This window comes from Aeromonas sp. EU05-FHT14A05, assembly GCF_058791175.1.
On sequence record NZ_JBYTDH010000009.1, the window covers coordinates 117,677 to 132,616 of the forward strand.

At 63.9% G+C, this 14,940-nt stretch carries 14 protein-coding genes and 1 pseudogene; 12 read left to right on the forward strand and 3 right to left on the reverse strand.

The window, feature by feature from the left end; genetic code table 11:
- Nucleotides 1-57: 57 nt before the first annotated feature.
- Complete coding sequence (locus tag AC3WR3_RS14050; RefSeq protein ID WP_106885487.1) at nt 58-1,389, reverse strand: glutamine synthetase family protein; 1,332 nt, start codon at nt 1,387-1,389, stop codon at nt 58-60.
- Between the two features lie 462 nt (nt 1,390-1,851).
- Between AC3WR3_RS14050 and AC3WR3_RS14055 the strand changes: the two genes are divergently transcribed.
- The 9 genes from AC3WR3_RS14055 to malZ all read left to right on the forward strand — a co-directional run bounded on the left by AC3WR3_RS14055 (nt 1,852) and on the right by malZ (nt 10,690).
- Nucleotides 1,852-2,238 carry a TraR/DksA family transcriptional regulator gene (locus AC3WR3_RS14055; protein WP_005328486.1) on the forward strand — a complete coding sequence of 129 codons (387 nt, stop codon included), beginning with the start codon at nt 1,852-1,854 and terminating at the stop codon, nt 2,236-2,238.
- 187 nt (nt 2,239-2,425) lie between these two features.
- On the forward strand, nt 2,426-3,283 hold the full coding sequence (locus AC3WR3_RS14060; RefSeq protein WP_492292137.1) for a hypothetical protein: 858 nt from the start codon (nt 2,426-2,428) through the stop codon (nt 3,281-3,283).
- A gap of 233 nt (nt 3,284-3,516) precedes the next feature.
- Nucleotides 3,517-3,987 carry an Mpo1 family 2-hydroxy fatty acid dioxygenase gene (locus AC3WR3_RS14065; protein WP_492292138.1) on the forward strand — a complete coding sequence of 157 codons (471 nt, stop codon included), beginning with the start codon at nt 3,517-3,519 and terminating at the stop codon, nt 3,985-3,987.
- The gene (locus AC3WR3_RS14070) at nt 3,984-4,463 is read left to right on the forward strand and encodes a CreA family protein (RefSeq protein WP_342058867.1); all 480 of its coding nucleotides are present in this window, start codon (nt 3,984-3,986) and stop codon (nt 4,461-4,463) included. Before AC3WR3_RS14065 ends, AC3WR3_RS14070 begins: the two co-directional genes overlap by 4 nt.
- 77 nt (nt 4,464-4,540) lie before the next feature.
- Complete coding sequence (locus AC3WR3_RS14075) at nt 4,541-5,530, forward strand: 2-hydroxyacid dehydrogenase (protein ID WP_202047661.1); 990 nt, start codon at nt 4,541-4,543, stop codon at nt 5,528-5,530.
- A gap of 281 nt (nt 5,531-5,811) precedes the next feature.
- Nucleotides 5,812-7,173, forward strand: a complete 1,362-nt coding sequence (gene yegD, locus AC3WR3_RS14080) for a molecular chaperone (protein ID WP_492292139.1) — start codon at nt 5,812-5,814, stop codon at nt 7,171-7,173.
- A 318-nt stretch (nt 7,174-7,491) separates the two neighbouring features.
- Nucleotides 7,492-7,911: an META domain-containing protein gene (locus AC3WR3_RS14085; RefSeq protein ID WP_025328730.1), complete on the forward strand. Its 420-nt coding sequence runs from the start codon at nt 7,492-7,494 to the stop codon at nt 7,909-7,911.
- Between the two features lie 69 nt (nt 7,912-7,980).
- Nucleotides 7,981-8,829 (forward strand): HDOD domain-containing protein, encoded by an 849-nt coding sequence (locus AC3WR3_RS14090; protein ID WP_139438047.1) that lies wholly within the window; start codon nt 7,981-7,983, stop codon nt 8,827-8,829.
- A 31-nt stretch (nt 8,830-8,860) separates the two neighbouring features.
- Nucleotides 8,861-10,690, forward strand: a complete 1,830-nt coding sequence (gene malZ, locus AC3WR3_RS14095; RefSeq protein WP_139438049.1) for a maltodextrin glucosidase — start codon at nt 8,861-8,863, stop codon at nt 10,688-10,690.
- 64 nt (nt 10,691-10,754) lie between these two features.
- Here the strand turns inward: malZ and AC3WR3_RS14100 are convergent, their stop codons facing one another.
- Nucleotides 10,755-11,288, reverse strand: coding sequence for an ATP--cob(I)alamin adenosyltransferase (locus tag AC3WR3_RS14100; protein WP_202047671.1), 534 nt, complete (start codon nt 11,286-11,288; stop codon nt 10,755-10,757).
- An 85-nt stretch (nt 11,289-11,373) separates the two neighbouring features.
- Nucleotides 11,374-12,510, reverse strand: a complete 1,137-nt coding sequence (locus AC3WR3_RS14105; protein ID WP_492292171.1) for a DUF5610 domain-containing protein — start codon at nt 12,508-12,510, stop codon at nt 11,374-11,376.
- 168 nt (nt 12,511-12,678) lie between these two features.
- Here AC3WR3_RS14105 and trmA point away from each other — a divergent pair, with 168 nt between their 5' ends.
- The 3 genes and pseudogenes from trmA to AC3WR3_RS14120 all read left to right on the forward strand — a co-directional run.
- Nucleotides 12,679-13,785, forward strand: a complete 1,107-nt coding sequence (gene trmA, locus AC3WR3_RS14110) for a tRNA (uridine(54)-C5)-methyltransferase TrmA (RefSeq protein WP_492292140.1) — start codon at nt 12,679-12,681, stop codon at nt 13,783-13,785.
- 253 nt (nt 13,786-14,038) lie between these two features.
- Nucleotides 14,039-14,746, forward strand: a complete 708-nt coding sequence (rstA, locus tag AC3WR3_RS14115; RefSeq protein WP_265435097.1) for a two-component system response regulator RstA — start codon at nt 14,039-14,041, stop codon at nt 14,744-14,746.
- Between the two features lie 4 nt (nt 14,747-14,750).
- A pseudogene (locus AC3WR3_RS14120) lies at nt 14,751-14,940 on the forward strand (hypothetical protein); the annotation flags it as partial.

The following is a 14,940-nucleotide window of genomic DNA, read 5'->3' on the forward strand; positions in this document are numbered from 1 at the left end:
CCAGTGCCATCTTGCTTTGAGAGTGACGGGAGAGGCCTGCGCCCCTCCCGGGACGGGTCAGACGTTCAGCAGCAGGAATTCCCGTTCCCAGCGGCTGATCACCCCGAAGTAGGTCTCGTACTCCTTGCGCTTGACCGCGACGAAGGCGCGGATGAAGCGCTCCCCCAGCATGTCCTTGATGGGCTCGCACTGCTCCAGATGGCTGAGCGACTCCTCCAGGGAACGGGGCAGGCTGTAGGGCAGGTCATAGGCACTCGCCTTCATCTCCTGCATGGGCTCCAGCTTCTCCAGCATGCCGAGGTAGCCACAGGCCAGGGTGGCGGCCAGCGCCAGATAGGGGTTGGCGTCTGCACCGGCGAAGCGGTTCTCGACCCGGCGCGCGCTCGGCTCGGAGAAGGGCACCCGCAGGCCGCAGGTGCGATTTTCCACGCCCCACTGCACGTTGCGCGGCGCGCTCTCGCCGAAGGTGAGGCGGCGGTAGGAGTTGACGTTCGGCGCCAGCAGGGCGGTCACCGCCGGGGTGTACTTCTGCAGACCGGCGATGAAGTGCATGAACTGCTCGGAGTTGCCCCCTTCGCTGGTGCCAAACAGGTTGCGCCCCTCGGCGTCTTCCAGGCTCTGGTGGATGTGCATGGCGGAGCCCGGCTCATCGCTCATGGGCTTGGCCATGAAGGTGGCATAGATGCCGTGACGATGGGCCGCTTCCCGCATGGTGCGCTTGAACAGGAACACCTGGTCGGCGAGATCGATGGCGTCACCGTGCAGGAAGTTGATCTCCATCTGGGCGGCGCCGGACTCGTGGATCAGGGTGTCCACCTCCAGCTCCTGGGCCTCGCAGTAGTCGTACATGTCCTCGAAGATGGGATCGAATTCGTTGACCGCATCTATGCTGAACGACTGGCGCGCCGTCTCGGGGCGGCCGTTGCGGCCCACCGGCGGCACCAGCGGATAGTCGGGGTCTTCGTTGCGCTTGACCAGATAGAATTCGAGTTCGGGGGCCACCACCGGCTTCCAGCCCTGCTTCTCGTAAAATGACAGGACCCGGCGCAGCACGGAGCGCGGCGCTATGTCGATCAGCTTGCCATTGATGTCGAAACAGTCGTGAATCACCTGAGCCGTGGGCTCCAGTGCCCAGGGCACGAAACGAATGGTGTTGGGATCGGGATAGAGCTGCATGTCCCGCTCCAGCGGATCGATCATGCTGTCGTCATCCGGGTACTCGCCGGTCACCGTCTGGGTGAAGATGACCTCGGGCAGCCGCATGCCCCCTTCGCGCAGAAACTTGTTGGCTGGAATGATCTTGCCTCGGGCATTGCCGGTGAAATCCGGGAACAGGCACTCCACTTCCGTGATGCGATTGCTCTCCATCCAGCCCTTGATACTGTCCATGTTAAACCCCGACTCTACGGTTGTCATTGGCAAGGGTGTCTAATATAAGGAACACCATTGTTAAGAAAATGTAATCGACATCACCATAAAAGCCCGTGATAAAGGCCTTTGTCAAGCAGTGGTGTTTAAAAAACTATAAACAACGGCCGATATAATGACCAATGCGGCACCAAATACTAAACACTCTGTGCCACGATCAACCCACTGCAAGCCCGATGCCAAGGCTGGACAGAACCTGCTCGATACTCAGTCAGCCCCTGTCGGAGCGGGCCCATTTCTTTGCAAGGGCGCACAATCCTTATCCAATTCTCTTTGCATACCTGCATTTTTTTGGTACAAGGCCCGCCCTGATTTGCACTCTCCTGCATGGATTTGGTGCAAATCGGACTACAGGGGCTTGGTCTGCGGGCCGACAGCCCCCATAAATGGGAAAAATTGGGAAACTGACTGGTAGCAAACCCTATGTGTGATTTCATGACTGAAGACCAACTGGCCTTTTACAAGGGTCAGATCGAGCGACAAATCCTCGAGCTCGAAGAGCGTCTCAACTCCCAAGCCAGCCAGGCCATCGCCACCGATACCAACGAGATGGCCGATGAAATTGATCGTGCCAGCATCGAGGAGGCCCGCCGTCTGGAGCTGAACCGCATCGAGCACGACAAGCTGCATCTGCGCAAGCTGAAAGGGGCGTTGAAACGCATCAATGAAGGAGACTTTGGCTACTGCGAATCCTGCGGTGACGAGATCTCCCTCAAGCGGCTGCAGGCTCGTCCTGAGTCCCGCTTCTGCGTCGAGTGCCAGAGCACCAAGGAATTCAACGACACCCACGTGTTCCGCCGCGTCGCCTGATGCGCCGGTGAACCGTCACCCCCTTGTCGCACCGGGCCGCAGGCAAGGCAGTGCGCAGGCACCGGCGTCCGTATAGACAGACGAGCATGCCGGGCTGCACATGAACCTTGTTTGCGGCTTCACAGCAAGAGCGTGACAACTTCTGTTAGACTCCGGGCAAGTCCCGGACTCTACAGGAGATCAGAGCGTGAAATGGCTCATCAAGCTGTGTTTGTGCCTGCCGCTGCTGGCACAGGCGCAGACTCTCACCGTCAAGGTCCCCAGCCGACCGATCAATGACCTCGACAGCGAATACCAGCTCAAGCTGCTGGAGCTGGCACTCGACCGTGCCGGGCAGCCCTACAAGCTGGAGCGGGTCGACCTCAATCTCAATCAGTTCACCCTGCAGCAGGAGCTGCGCAAGGGCAAAACCATCAATGTGTTCTGGATGGGTACCTCCAGCGCCCTCGAATCCGCCCTGATCCCCGTCCCCATTCCGCTGTTCCGCGGTCTGGAAGGGCTGCGGCTGTCGTTCATTCACGGCGATGCCCAGGAGAAGTTCAACCAGGTCAACACCCTGGCGGATCTCAAGCTGCTGAAGGCGGCCCAGGGGGTCGGCTGGGCCGACAACAAGATCCTGGAGCAGGCGGGCATAGCGACCTACGCGGGGCGCTACAGCAACCTGTTCCGTCTCATCAACGACGGCGACAAGCTCGACTTCTTCCCCCGTGGTCTGGTGGAGATCTTCGCGGAACGCCGTGAGCTGGCGGCCCAGTACCCCAATCTCGCCATAGAGCAGCACCTGCTGATCCGCTACCCCTTCGCCGAGTTCTTCTTCGTCAGCCCAGAGTCTCCCAAGCTGGCCAAGGCGATCCAGACAGGACTGGAGCGGGCCTATGCCGACGGCAGCTTCATGAAGTTCTTCCACGAGAATCCCAGGGTGCGCGAGGCCCTGGCCAGCGCGAACCTGGAGCAGAGGGTCACCATCTCCCTGCCCAACCCGGACATGACCCCCTTGCTCAGGAGCATTCCAGCCCAATATTGGGATTATCCCCCCAGGCAGTAATGCCTGGATTCCAGAACCCTATTTGCTGGGACTATCCCCCCAGACAAGGACAATAACGCCGGGATTCCAGAGCCCTATTTGCTGGGACTATCCGCCCAGACAAGGGCAATAACGCCGGGATTCCGGGGCCCTATTTGTTGGGACTATCCCCCACAGGCAGGGGCAGTAGTCCCTGACCGCAGGCTCGCAGGGAATAAGCGGGCCGGTTTCAACCGCAGCACCAGGGAGGTGCCATGAAACGACTCGACGACTGGTTCAGCGACTACGGCCAGAGCCACCAGCACCCGGTCAATGTGGCCATCCACAAGGTGGCGGTGCCCGGCATCTACCTCTGTACCCTGGCCCTGCTCTGGTGCCTGCCGGCAGGCCCGCTGCCGCCGTCCCTCAACTGGGCGGCGCTGGTTGCCATTCCGGTGCTGGCCTTCTACCTGCAGCTGTCGTTTGCCCTGTTCGTGGGAATGGCGATCCTGACCGCGCTGGGACTGGCCTTCTGCCACAGCTGGAAAGGACCCTTGCTGTGGCCGGCCCTGTGCGGCTTCGCACTGCTCTGGGTAGCCCAGTTCGCCGGCCACCGGATAGAGGGGAAGCGCCCCTCCTTCCTCGCCGACCTGCAATTTCTGCTGGTAGGCCCCGCCTGGGTGCTGGCCAGCCTCTATCGTCGCTTGGGCATCCCCTACCGAGGGAAGCCAAAGGAGAAACCATGACACACCCTTCCCCCCTCACCCGCGCCCTGCCTCTGCTGCTGGGCATGCTGTTTGCCGGTCCGGCGCTGGCCGACAAGGCCGACCCCGTCGGCGAGGTGAGCACCGCCTTCAAGCTGGTCGGTCCCAATCACAAGATCCTGGTGGAGGCGTTCGACGACCCGAAAATCGCCGGCGTCGCCTGCTACCTGGCGCGCCCCAAGACAGGGGGCGTCAAGGGTGGCCTCGGGCTGGCGGAAGATCCCTCCCACGCCTCACTGTCGTGCCACCAGATAGGCCCCATCACCCTGCCCGCCAAGCTCAAAGCCGGGGAAGAGGTGTTCGACGTCAGCACCTCGCTAGTGTTCAAGGAGCAGAAGGTGGTGCGTTTTTACGACGAGAAGCGCAATGCCCTTGTCTATCTGACCTACAGCACCAAGTTGGTGGATGGTTCGTACAAGAGTGCAGTGAGCGCCGTTCCCATCATGCCTTGGGGCTGAATCCCCACCATTTATCCCGTGATGACGGTCACTATTTGTTGTAATTTAACCACATCATTATCTGCGGAGAGCGCCCCATGAGAGTCGCCGTTTTCAGTACCAAGAGCTACGACAAGGAACACTTCAATCAGGCCAACAGCCAGTACGGCTTCGAGCTGGAGTTCTTCGACGTGCGGCTGGAGGCCAAGACAGCCCGCCTCGCCCATCACTTCCCCGTGGTCTGCCTGTTCGTCAACGATGACGCCGACCGGGAGGTGCTGACCGAGCTGGCCGCCAATGGCACCAAGGTCATCGCCCTGCGCTGCGCTGGTTACAACAACGTGGATCTGGTAGCCGCCAAGGAGCTGGGTCTGAAAGTGGTGCGGGTGCCCGCCTACTCCCCCGAGGCGGTCGCCGAGCACGCGGTGGGCCTGATGATGACCCTCAACCGCCGCATCCATAAGGCCTACCAGCGCACCCGGGATGCCAACTTCTCCCTGGAGGGGCTGGTCGGCTTCAACATGCATGGCCGCACCGCCGGCATCATAGGCACCGGCAAGATCGGCATCGCCACCCTGCGCATCCTCAAGGGCTTCGGCATGCGCCTGCTGGTGAGCGACCCCTACCCGAACCAGGCGGCCATCGATCTGGGGGCCGAGTACGTGGACATCGACACCCTGCTGCGCCAGTCCGACGTCATCAGCCTGCACTGCCCCCTGTTCAAGGAGAACTACCACCTGCTGAACAAGGAGGCCTTCGCCAAGATGAAGGACGGGGTGATGATCATCAACACCAGCCGGGGCGGCCTGCTCGACTCCAACGCCGCCATCGAGGCCCTCAAGACCTCCCGCATCGGCGCCCTGGGGCTGGACGTCTACGAGGAGGAGGAAGATCTCTTCTTCGAGGACAAGTCCAACGAGGTGATCACCGATGACGTCTTCCGCCGCCTCTCAGCCTGCCACAACGTGCTGTTCACCGGTCACCAGGCCTTTCTGACCCGGGAGGCGCTGCACGCCATCGCCGACACCACCCTCGGCAACATCCAGGCCATCGAGAGCCAGGGCCGCAGCGACAACGAGGTGGAGTAACCCCTCCCCCGCAGCGATGAAGGACAGAGGGCGCCACGCCCTCTGTTTCCTGTGCCGACAGGCGCCCCGCTCCTCCTGTTGCCCCTCGCGAGCGCAATAACCATGGCGCCGGGTTGTGAGACTCGGCGCCTTCGGGTAGGCTACCAGCCCTTTTTTGTACAGGAGTCTGGCAAGCATGTTCATCGGATTTGCTCACTGTACCTCCGACTGTGCGTCGGGTTGTAAGACCCGGCACCTTCGAGTAGGCCAGTCCTCCTTTCTTACTCTGGAGTCTGGCACCCATGTTTATCGGATTTGATTACGGTACCTCCAACTGTGCCGTCGCCGTGATGGAACAGGGCAGCCCCAGGCTGCTGACCCTCTCCGGTTCCCACTACCTCCCCTCCACCCTGCACGCCCCGCACCGGGACGCCATCGCCGGCCTGCTGGCCGAACGGCTGGCCAGCACCCAGCAGGCGGAGTACCTCAAGCTGCGGGGCCCCGTGGTGACCCGGGCCCAGGCGGTACGTCGCCAGATGCGCGAAGAGGGGCTCATCGACGAGCTCAGCTTCGGCGGCGCGGCGCTGGAGCGCTACCTGGAGGAGCCGGATGACGGTTACTACATCAAGTCGCCGAAATCCTTCCTCGGGGCCTACGGCCTCAAGGCGCCCCAGATAGCCCTGTTCGAGGACATCGTCTGCGCCATGATGCTGCACGTCCGCCACGAGGCGGAGCAGCAGACCGGCGCCCCCGTGCGCCAGGCGGTGATAGGTCGCCCGGTCAACTTCCAGGGGCTGGCCGGGGAGGAGAGCAACCGCCAGGCCATCGCCATCCTGGGTGAGGCGGCCCGCCTCGCCGGCTTCGAGCGGGTGGAGTTTCTCTACGAGCCGGTGGCCGCCGGCTTCGAGTTCGAGGCGCGCCTCACCGAGGATGCCGTGGTGCTGGTGGTGGACATAGGCGGCGGCACCACGGACTGCTCCATGCTGCGCATGGGCCCGAGCCACCGCGACCGGCTCGATCGCAGCGGCGATCTGCTCGGCCACAGCGGCCAGCGCATCGGCGGCAACGACTTCGACATCCGCCTGACGGTGGAGGGCATGATGCCGCTGCTCGGCATGCACGAGACCCTCAAGACCGGCAAGCCGCTGCCCCACCCGCTGTTCTGGGACGCGGCCGCCATCAACGACGTCAGCGCCCAGAGCCGCTTCTACAGCCTGGACACCGCCCGCCAGCTGCAGGATCTGCAGCTCGACAGCCAGCCCGGCAGCAAGCTCTCACGGCTCGCCAGCCTGCGGACCCACAAGCTGAGCCACCAGCTGGTGTGGCGCGCCGAGCAGGGCAAGATCGCCCTCTCCGACCACGAGCTCAATCACCAGACCCTGAACGAGCTGGAGAAGGGGCTGGAGGCGGAACTCACCCGCCCTCAGCTGGCCAGTGCCTCGGCCCCCCTGCTGGAGAAGATCGGCGAGCTGATGGACGAGGCGATCGCCGCCGCCGGCGTGGCGCCGGACCGGATCTTCGTCACCGGTGGCAGCGCCCGCTCCCCCCTCATCAAGGCCTTCATTCGCCAGAAGCTGCCCGCAGTGCCTTTAGAAGGGGGCGATGACTTCGGATCTGTGGCCTCGGGTCTCGCCCGTTACGCCGAGCGGCTGTTCGCCGGCTGAGCCCCGACACGCCAAAGGCTGCCCACTGCATCCCCTCTGGAAGGAGGGTATGACTTCGGTTCCGTCGTCTCGGGGCTCGCCCGTTACGCCGAGCGGTTGTTTGCCGATGCATAAGCCGGTTCACCGATAGACAAGCAAAAGGGGTCAGATGGTGACCCCTTTTGCGTGCAATCCGACTCGCCCGGGGCGGGTGTTGCCATTTGCCGACACCCCCTCTTCCCCCGGGGCGACAGAAGCGGTCGGGCACCTCCCCCCTCGCCCTGCCGCCCAGGCCCGGGGACGGGTATGCTTGTCATACCCACCACCGGAGCCCCTTCAATGCCCAGATTTCTGCTACTGCTGCTCGCCCTGCTCCTGCTCAGCGCCTGCAGCAGTACTCCCCGCTTCGCCTCGCAAGATCTGCAGCACCACCACTGGGTGCTCGACAAGCTGGATGGCCAGGCCATCCCCAGCAGCCGCGTCAATCCCCCCGACATCGAGATAGGGGAGCACTTCACCGTCAACGGCATCGCCGGGTGCAACCGCTACTTCGGCCAGGGCCATCTCGAGGATGACAGGCTCTGGGTCACCAGCCTCGGCAGCACGGCCATGGCCTGCCCGCCCAGGCTCGATCAGATCGAACAGGCGGTGCTCGCCACCCTGATGGAGGGCGCGACCCTGAGCGGCACGCCACAGACCCTGATCCTGACCGGAAAACGGCACCGTTTGGAATACAGACTGCGAGACTGGGTGTACTAGGGCTCACAAAACCACTCGCCGACAGGAACAACTGGCCCAGCTGTGGCACAATATGAGGCACTGTTCGCAATGGAGGCTGCCTCAGCCATGTCGATGGATCGCCTGTTTGGCAAGATCAAACAACTGCCCACAATCCCGCAGCTGCTGCACGAGCTGATGCAGAGTTTCAACGATGAGAATGCCCGCATCGACGAGATCGCGGCCAAGATCGCCATGGACCAGGTGATCAGCGTCAAGGTGCTGCGGATGGCCAACTCCGCCGCCCTGCGCCGGGGCAACGAGGTGACTTCCATCGAGCAGGCGGTGATCCGCCTCGGCTTCAACCGCTTGCGCTCCGTGGTGGTCGCCTCCGGCATCATCAGCAGCTTCAAGGCCCCCCCTGGCTTTGACAAGCACCGCTTCTGGACCCAGACCTTCCAGGTTGCCACCATAGCCCGCACCCTGGCCCAGCAGACCAAGGCGGTGGATCCGGAGAGCGCCTTCACCTGCGCCCTCATTCACAACATCGGCGAGCTGCTGATCCAGAGCACCCTGCCGGAGGAGGCCGGGCTCATCAACCTGGCCATCGAGAAGGGGAGCAGCCGGGTCGAGGCCCAGCGGGAGATGCTGGGGTACGACTATGCCCAGCTCGGCGCCGAGCTGGCGAAACGCTGGAACCTGTCGGCCTCCTTCGTCGACGCCATCGCCCAGCAGCTGGATCCCCTCTCCCACGAGCCCGTCAGCAAGGAGGCGGTGCTGATCCGGCTCTCCGTCTTCGTCTCCTTCGCCTGGCACGCCGGGGTACCGGCCCAGACCATCATAGCGCGCTTCCCCAAGCCGCTGGCCGACCAGCTCGGGCTGGATCCTGCCACCCTGGCGGATCAGCTGGAGCAACTCCACGAGCAGGGCAATGCCCTCGCCGACCTCCTGACCCAGTAGCCTCTGGCCACCCTCTGATGCAGTTGATACCATGACCCATCCCTTCCTGTTTCATCCCCAGGTGGCACCCTGGTTCAAAGAGAGTGCCGATACCCTGTTGCTCACCCTGTTCAGCGAGCTGGACGCCCCCATCCGCGAGGTGTGGCTGCGTCACGAGCCGGACAACGAGGAGTACCTGGTGGCCATGCGCCCGGTCTCGACCCGGGACAGGCTGCAGGTCTGGCAGGTCGAGCTGCCGCTGGCCAGGGGGCAGGAGATCCACCTCTACTGCTTCAAGTGCCTCACCGACCAGGAGCAGTGGTGGCTGCACGGGGCGGGCGTCAGCGCCGCCATGCCGCCGCGGGAGCAGCATTTCCGCTTCAACAGCCATCACCAGCCGCCGGCCTGGGTACAGGATCAGGTCTTCTACCAGATCTTCCCCGACCGCTTCTGCAACGGCGATCCCTCGCTGAGCGTCAGGCATCACGAGTACGAGTACCGCGGCAAGGCGGTCATCAGCAAGGCCTGGGGGGAACCGGTCAGTCGCCACGAGGAGGGCCACGGCGCGTGCGAGTTCTACGGCGGGGATCTGGCGGGGATAGACGCCAAGTTGCACTACCTGCAATCCCTCGGCGTAACGGCGCTCTACCTCAACCCCATCTTCGATTCGCCGAGCAACCACAAGTACGACACCCAGGACTACTTCAAGGTGGATGCCCACCTCGGCACCAATGCCCAGTTTGCCGAGCTGACCCGCAACCTGCATCAGCGCGGCATGAAGATCATCCTGGACGCCGTGGTCAACCACACCTCCACCGACCACCCCTGGTTCTGCCCGCCGCTGGGGGCCCAGAGCAACCCGGACTCCCCCTGGCGCAGCTTCTACACCTTCGATCAGGAAGGGGATTATGTCAGCTGGAAGGGCATTCGCAGCCTGCCCAAGCTGGACTTCTCCAGCGAGCAGGTGCAAGACGCCGTGTATCGGGCAGACAACGCCATTCTGCGCTACTGGATGCGGGCCCCCTACCAGATCGATGGCTGGCGCTTCGACGTCATCCACATGCTGGGGGAACGGGGCTCGGCCATGGGCAACAGTGGCCATGTGCGCGCCATTCGCGGCGCGGTGAAGCAGGAGAACCCGGACGCCTACGTGCTGGGCGAACACTTCTTCGAGGCGAGCCAGTGGCTGCAGGGGGATCAGGAGGACGGCGCCATGAACTACTACGGCTTCGCCCACCCCATACGCGCCTTCCTGGCGGGACAGGACATCGCCTATCACCCCATCCGGATCAGCGCCGAGGAGCTGGACAGGTGGCTCAAGCTGGCCCGGGCCCATATCCCCTTCAAGAACCAGCTGGCCCAGTTCAACCTGCTGGACAGCCACGACACAGCCCGCTTCCTGCACCTGCTGGGGGAGGACAAGCAGCGGATGCGCCTCGCCGCCACCCTGCTCATCACCTATATCGGCGTGCCCTCCATCTACTACGGCGACGAGGTGGGGCTCTCCGGCGGCAACGATCCGGACTGCCGTCGCTGCTTCCCCTGGGACACCACAGACTGGGATCATGTGCTGCACGATCACTACCGCCGCCTGATCCAGCTGCGCCGCCAGCGTCCGGCCCTGCGCCGGGGGGACATCCAGACCCTCTACGCCGGCCCTCACAGCTATGTGTTCGCCCGCACCCTGCAAAGCGATCAGGTGGTGGTGGCCTGCAACCGCCACCCCACGGAGCCGCGCACCATCAGCCTGCCCCTGTGGCAGACCGCCAGCCCCGCCAGCCGCTTCACCGACGCCTTCAACGGCGACAAGTTCGAGGTGGTGCAAGGGGAGGTGCAGCTCACCATACCGGCCAACTCGGCCAGGGTGCTGCTGTCGAGCTGACAACAAAAACCGGAGCCCAAGGCTCCGGTTTTTCTTCATGTTGCTTCGGCAAACCCCGGCAACCTCAGTAGTTGATGCTGACGTAGGGGACTTCCGGCACCTCCCAGGCCTGCTTGAGGTAGACGGTCAGCACGAAGAAGAAGTTCGCGAGCAGGTTGGCGAAGCGATAGAGGATGGGGTCGAAGCGCACACCGCTCTCTTCGAGGCGCACCAGCAGCCGCACCACCTTCTTGCTGCCACAGCGGCACAGGTGCAGGGTGGGAATGGGCTGGGGCCCCTGGGGCAGCACGAAACCGGTCACCCGGCCGCGGCTCGCCTCGTTGTAGTGATCGTAACGCCCCTTCAGCCAGTCCAGATCCTCCTCGAAGATCCCGAGCCTGCCGCGCACCGAGCCGTTGAGGTTGTAGATGAGTCGCTGCAGCGCCGCGAGATCCGCCAGCACGGGCCGGGTATCCTCATCCGGCACCAGATGAGAGAGCACGGCCCCCACCTGGCAGCAGAGCTCGTCGGTGGCGATCTCGTAGTCGCACTGGAACTGGGTCTCGAAGATGAAGGGGTAGCAGAGCTCGCGCTTGTCTCTTGGCTTCTTGGGGTTCATGGCATCGTCTGGCTGGAGAAAAGGGCAGTGTGCCAGCCCGGGCCCGGGCTGGCAAACGCCGCATCAGAGAGGTGACGAACCGGGATCAGGTGGTCGCCATCTGCTGGCCGAGCAGCCTCATGGCCTCCAGCATCCGCTGGTTGAAGCCCATGAAACCGGCGCCCTCGGCCCCCTCGCTCTGGCCTCGCGCCGCCAGTACCGCAGGGGTCAAGGCCTGCTGCTGGGCAGGGGGCAACAGGGTATCGGCCTGCTGCTGCAGCTGGCTCAGCTTCGGCAGGTAGTCCGCCAGCGGCTTGAGACCCTCCTGCAGCGAATGGGCCCCCTGATAGGTCTGGCTCAAACGGGCCGACTGCTTGAGCTTGAGGGAGTAGGCGGCCAGCTGGCTGTCGTCTAGTTGCAGGCCGTCCAGCCTGTCGGCCAGGGTCTTGCCCTCCCCGCTGCCGAAGAACTGGCCAGCCAGCTCGTCCAGCCCCTTGACCAGCTTGCCGATGGCCTCCATCTCGCCACTGTCGAGATCCCCCTCCAGAGAGAAGTCGAAGCTCTGGCTCGACTTGAGGCTGAACTGGCTGCCGCTCCCGTCGTTACGGGACTTGAACTGCCAGCTGTCGCTGAACCTCAGCATCACCTTGTCCCCGTCCCGGGTCTCGATCTCGAGGAAGGCCTGCTGCCGACTGGCCATCTTGGCCGCCCCGAGATCCGTGGTCGAGACCTCGCCGAAGAACTCTTGCTCGAAGGACTCCAGCCCCTCCTGGATCAGCTTGTAGCTCTGATCCATGCCGGTCTTGATGTCCTCGTTGTCCGCCCAGTCCCCGAGCTGCTTTCTGGCATCGCCGAAGCCCATGTCCACGCCCTTGCGGGCCTGCTCCATCATCTTGGCCAGATCCTCATCCGACTTGCCGTCGGCACGGGCCGCCCCCAGCCGTCCGGTGACGAACTGCAGCACGTTGTCCGCCACCGTCTCGTAATCGAACAGGGTCTCCGGGGTGATCGCCTCTGGCGGATCCAGCTTGAACTCCTGACTCCTGGGGGGCTGATAGTGCTGGCCGTTGATCTCCAGCGCGAATTGCAGCGCCTGCTGGATCAGCACCTGGGCCCACTTCGGGGGCTTGTTCAGGGAGACCTCATCCCCCTTGTCCGCCGTTTTCGACTCTGCCTGTTGAGGCGATTTGGGAGCAATGCCCACTCCCTTGGGTTGGGCTGCGCCCATGCCATCGATCTGCATCATCACTCTCCCGCCATACTGGTGGATCGGTTATCGGCCCGACTGACCACTTCTTGACCACAAAAAACTTGGACAATCCGCGACGGCCTTTTAAAATCCCCACCCTTTGGTTGGCTGCGGCCTTCCCCGGTTTCTGCCCGGCCCTGCCGGTGTGCATCTGAGGTATCTATGACCCAATCCCAGCGGACCCCCGCCGACTACCAGGCCCAGCTCGACGAGAAGCGCGATCGCCTCACCCAGCTGTTCGCCGACTTCAACCCGCCCGCGCTTGAGGTCCATGCCTCCCCCGCCGAGCACTACCGGATGCGTGCCGAGTTCCGCATCTGGCACGAGGGGGATGACCTCTTCCACTGCATGTATGCCCAGGCCACCAAGGAGATCATCCGGGTCGACAGCTTCCCCACCGCCAGCCTGCTCATCAACCGGCTGATGCCGGTGCTGCTGGAGGGGCTGCGCCCGCACCCTGTGCTGCGCCGCAAGCTGTTCCAGATAGACTACCTCTCCACCCAGTCCGGCCAGCTCTGCGTCAGCCTGCTCTACCACCGCAAGCTGGAGGCGGAGTGGCAGCAGGCCGCAGAGGCCCTGCAAGCCGACCTGCGGGCCCAGGGGTTCGATCTGCAACTGATTGGCCGCGCCCACAAGCAGAAGATCTGCCTGGGGGAGGAGTTCGTCATCGAGCGGCTCAAGGTGCAGGGGCGCGAGCTGGTCTACAAGCAGGTGGAGAACAGCTTCACCCAGCCCAACGCCGCCATCAACGAGCAGATGCTGGGCTGGGCGCTGGATGTGACCCGCGGCAGCGAGGGTGACCTGCTGGAGCTCTACTGCGGCAACGGCAACTTCTCCATCGCCCTGGCCCAGAACTTCCGCAAGGTGCTGGCCACCGAGATCGCCAAGCCGAGCGTGGACTCCGCCCAGTACAACATCGCCGCCAACGGCGTCGACAACCTGATCATCCTGCGCATGTCGGCGGAGGAGTTCACCATGGCGATGCGCGGCGAGCGGGAGTTCAACCGCCTCAAGGGGGTCGATCTGGGCGCCTACCAGTGCAACACCATCTTCGTCGACCCGCCCCGTGCCGGCCTCGACGACGCCACAGTCCGGCTGGTGCAGGAGTACGACAACATCCTCTACATCTCCTGCAACCCCGAGACCCTGCAGGCCAACATGGCGGTCCTCGGCGAGACCCACGAGCTGGCCCGCTTCGCCCTGTTCGACCAGTTCCCCTGGACCCACCATATGGAAGCCGGGGTGTACCTGAAGCGCAAGGCTGGCTGATGCCGCCGGGGAGACCGCTTCGCCCTGTCCGAGCCACTTCCAATGGACTCCCCTGGACCCACCATATGGAGGCCGGGGTCTATCTGCGCCGCAAGGCAGGCTGATACTGCAGGGGACGCCAATCCCCCTCGACAGGCAGAATGAGAACAGGGCCTCGGGCCCTGTTTTGATTAGTTATCCCGGTGCAGAGCGCTGGCGCAGCCGTTATGCTGGCGACACGCGCATTCGCGCCATCGCCGGGGGCCACGCCACCATGCCACGCGTTCTGTTTGTTGAAGATGATCCCGACATAGGCCAGCTCATCAGCAGCTGGCTCGGCCGCCACGACATCGAAGTGCTGCTGGAAACCCGTGGGGATCTGGCACTCGCCAGGGTGGAGGCCGAACAGCCCGATCTGGTGCTGCTCGACATCATGCTGCCCGGGCAGGACGGCCTCTCCCTGTGCCGGGATCTGCGCCCGCGCTTTGCCGGCCCCATCGTCATGCTCACCTCGCTGGACAGCGACATGAACCAGATCCTCAGCCTGGAGCTGGGTGCCAACGACTACATCCTCAAGACCACGCCGCCCCCCGTGCTGCTGGCCCGGCTGCGGGTCCAGTTCCGCCAGCAGGGGCCGGCGTCGCAACCGGCCGCTCCCAGCGCGCCCCCCCAGCGCCTGCAATTCGGCCGGCTGCGGATCGACGGGCCGGGCCGGGACGTGCGCCTCGACGGCAACAGCGTCCCCCTCTCCACCGCCGATTTCGACCTCCTGTGGGAGCTGGCCTGCCACGCCGGCCAGATCCTGGGGCGGGAGGCGCTGTTTCGCAGCCTGCGGGGCCGCGACTACGACGGCCAGGACCGTAGCATGGATGTGGCCATCTCCCGCCTGCGCCGTCGGCTGGGGGATGACAGCAACAACCCGACCCGGATCAAGACGGTGCGCCAGAAGGGTTATCTGCTGGTGCCCCAGGCCTGGGAATGAGCTGGTGCCTCACACCCCTGCACACCAGAAGCCCGGGGATGACGGCAACAACCCGACCCGGATCAAGACGGTGCGCCAGAAGGATTATCTTCTGGTCTGCTGGTACCCCAGGCTTGGGAATGAGCTGGTGCCTCACACCCCTGCACACCAGAAGCCCGGGGATGACGGCAACAACCCGACCCGGATCAAGACGG

Coding starts and splice junctions, on each gene's coding strand:
- trmA (WP_492292140.1), top strand. CDS start 12,679: ATGACCCAATCCCAGCGGACCCCCGCCGACTACCAGGCCCAGCTCGAC.
- AC3WR3_RS14090 (WP_139438047.1), top strand. CDS start 7,981: ATGGAGGCTGCCTCAGCCATGTCGATGGATCGCCTGTTTGGCAAGATC.
- AC3WR3_RS14085 (WP_025328730.1), top strand. CDS start 7,492: ATGCCCAGATTTCTGCTACTGCTGCTCGCCCTGCTCCTGCTCAGCGCC.
- AC3WR3_RS14050 (WP_106885487.1), bottom strand. CDS start 1,389: ATGGACAGTATCAAGGGCTGGATGGAGAGCAATCGCATCACGGAAGTG.
- AC3WR3_RS14100 (WP_202047671.1), bottom strand. CDS start 11,288: ATGAACCCCAAGAAGCCAAGAGACAAGCGCGAGCTCTGCTACCCCTTC.
- AC3WR3_RS14065 (WP_492292138.1), top strand. CDS start 3,517: ATGAAACGACTCGACGACTGGTTCAGCGACTACGGCCAGAGCCACCAG.
- AC3WR3_RS14075 (WP_202047661.1), top strand. CDS start 4,541: ATGAGAGTCGCCGTTTTCAGTACCAAGAGCTACGACAAGGAACACTTC.
- yegD (WP_492292139.1), top strand. CDS start 5,812: ATGTTTATCGGATTTGATTACGGTACCTCCAACTGTGCCGTCGCCGTG.
- AC3WR3_RS14070 (WP_342058867.1), top strand. CDS start 3,984: ATGACACACCCTTCCCCCCTCACCCGCGCCCTGCCTCTGCTGCTGGGC.
- rstA (WP_265435097.1), top strand. CDS start 14,039: ATGCCACGCGTTCTGTTTGTTGAAGATGATCCCGACATAGGCCAGCTC.
- AC3WR3_RS14055 (WP_005328486.1), top strand. CDS start 1,852: ATGTGTGATTTCATGACTGAAGACCAACTGGCCTTTTACAAGGGTCAG.
- malZ (WP_139438049.1), top strand. CDS start 8,861: ATGACCCATCCCTTCCTGTTTCATCCCCAGGTGGCACCCTGGTTCAAA.
- AC3WR3_RS14105 (WP_492292171.1), bottom strand. CDS start 12,510: ATGCAGATCGATGGCATGGGCGCAGCCCAACCCAAGGGAGTGGGCATT.